Origin of the sequence: Chamaesiphon sp. OTE_75_metabat_556, assembly GCF_031378165.1 — a bacterium.
In the GTDB taxonomy this organism is placed as follows: Bacteria; Cyanobacteriota; Cyanobacteriia; order Cyanobacteriales; family Chamaesiphonaceae; genus Chamaesiphon.
In genome coordinates this window covers 1-2,418 of the sequence record NZ_JANNDR010000178.1, presented here as the reverse complement: position 1 = coordinate 2,418, position 2,418 = coordinate 1, and the positions used below count along the sequence as shown (strand labels likewise).

Here is a 2,418-nt window from a genome sequence, read left to right as displayed (position 1 = left end):
GTTGAACCCACCCCGCCGGAGCGGGCACCCCTCCTGGGAGGGGATTTACCCCCGTAGAGTTGAGACCCTATATTCCGTGCCCATCTCTCAATTCTCAATGCTCTACCCCAAGCCCTGACAAACGAAGCCAGCCCAGAAGTAAGGATGGTTGAAGGGTTGATCCTGTTGGCTGTAATCGTCGAGTCTTCCAGCCGCATCTAGAGCTTTTGTATAGGCATTGGTGAGATCGCCAGAATCTCGATCGAATTTCGCTTTGTCGATTTCACCTCGATTGAATTCAGCTTTCAAGTCAGCTCGATCGCGTTTATTTGCTTTGCCATAAGCTTGAAAGTTAGCTCGCAAATCTTTGGCATAGTCGCGTTTAAAATCTGCGCCTGTTAGATTTCGTAGCCGATTTTGAGCCATTTTTAGGGCAATATCGCGGCTGTAATTGGCATGACGATGTTGATAGTAAAAAGTTGAAAATAGGGCGGTTGCTAGGTCGTCTACCGCCCAGAGGGTGCCGATCACGGTACTGGCTCCGGCACAGAGAAATCCGGTGGAGATGGTGAGCAGATCGTCGGTGATGCCTGTGGTGCCGAAGTTGGTTTCGCAGCAGGAGAGGAAGATTTCGCGGAGGTGTTGGTAGCGAGTTTTCATCAAGCTTTGCAAGGTAATATTACCATCGGCGAGTTTGACGGCGGATTCGAGGGGGTTGTCGAGGCGGGAATGGGCGTGGTTGGCGAGGTGGAGGGTGGTGATGGGCTTGGTGGATCGATCGATCAGTGCGTGGAAGGCGGCGACGGTGGCTTGTTTGCGTCCTTGGAGGCGGTAATCTGAATCGATTTGGAAGAGGTTTGCGAGTTGTTGTCCTTCAAATCCGGCACCGGGGAGGGTGCCGTCGGCGTTTTCGACGGTGCCGTATTGGGGGGTGGTAATGGTCGATCGATCTTTGCAGTATTGGAGGATCTGGCAACTGGGGATGAGGCGGATGGTGAATTTGTCGCCTAGTAACTCGCCCCGGAACCCACCCCGCCCTTTGGGCACCCCTCCGAGGAGGGGATTTATGGGGAGGGCGGCGAAGGGGATTTGGTGGAGGTAGAGGTGGGGGATGATGATGAGTTCGGTGATGTTTGGTAATTTGTCGATGAGTCGATCGAGTTGGAGGCGTTGGGATAGTTGTGCGAGTGTCGGTTGAATTCGATCGATCCAACCGATCTCTAATAGTTCGCTGTCGATCTCATTTGCTTGGGCGAATTCTTGCAGCTCTGGATTTTTATCGATCTGGGATTTAAGTTGACGAAACATGTAGGGCATTGCCCATTGTATTCTCAACCATTGCTGTAGTCGCGCGAAGCCTTCGCCTTGACAGGTGTGGATTAGTGGTTCGTTGTCTCGTGTGATGATGAAGATCTGGGTATCGTTATCGGTGGTGTAGAAGCTGAGGATGGCAGTGGTGTCGGTGGTAATTAACTGCTGAATCGTCGGTAGATCGATCGGTGTTACCTGTTGTTGTTCGGCAAATTGAGGATCGATCGACCGAATTTTGAGCCAGACGGTTTGTTTCTGGGCTTCTAATTCGCCAATCTTTGCGCTGACTTGGAGCATTGCCCGACTATTGCGGGTAGTGAGTTGGCAGTTAGCGGCGGTGGTTTCGGTGCGTTGCTGTTGATAAATCTGGTGTTGGAGCGACTCGTATTCAGCCTGATAGATTTTCACTTGCGCTGGTACTTCACTATCGCGATCCAGATCGTTAGTCGCCATAAAGTCTACCAATTGCCGACTGCGGGCGCGTTCGCTATATTCGATCGCTTTACCGATTTGCCCGTGATTGATACAGGCTTGAATGGCATTTTCATAGACATAAATCGCATCACGGATCAGCTCTTGTCGATTTTCTTCATTCGCCCAACCCCGACTGGTTTCGACGGCTTGAATTGCCAGATCGTAACTGTCGATGGTGAGTTGCCAATTACCCTGTTTGAAGGCTAGATTACCAAGATTGCGGGCGGTTGTGAGGCAGTTTAGAGGTAATAGTTGAGGGGTGCGGATCGTCAGTGCAGCTTGAGAACACTCGATCGCTTCATCAATGCGATCTATTTCTTCATAAGTAGCCGCCAAGTTATTCTGAGTCATCGCCCAATCTTCGGGAAAATCTTGTCGGGATCTGACTCCTAAAGCCGCCCGATAATACTTGATCGACTGTTCCAGATTCTCGGCGCGATCTCCTCTGATTCGATTGCTGTAAGCATTAGCCAAGTTATTTTGAATTGCCGCCCATTTTCCGGGAAAATCCTCTTGGGTATACACTTCTAAAGCTGCCTCACAAGCTCTGATTGAATTTTCTATATTTTCTCCTGGATTACTTCTGAGGCGATTAATATAGATAGTAGCAAGATTGTTCTGAGTTATCGCCCACATTTCTGGATAACTTTCTTG

The 2,418-nt window shown here is 50.0% G+C and carries 1 protein-coding gene; it reads right to left on the bottom strand.

Annotated elements, in window-relative coordinates; genetic code table 11:
- Window positions 1-102: 102 nt before the first annotated feature.
- Window positions 103-2,418 (bottom strand): CHAT domain-containing protein (locus RMO27_RS07465; protein WP_309731004.1); only part of this gene is annotated, 2,316 nt, incomplete at its 5' end.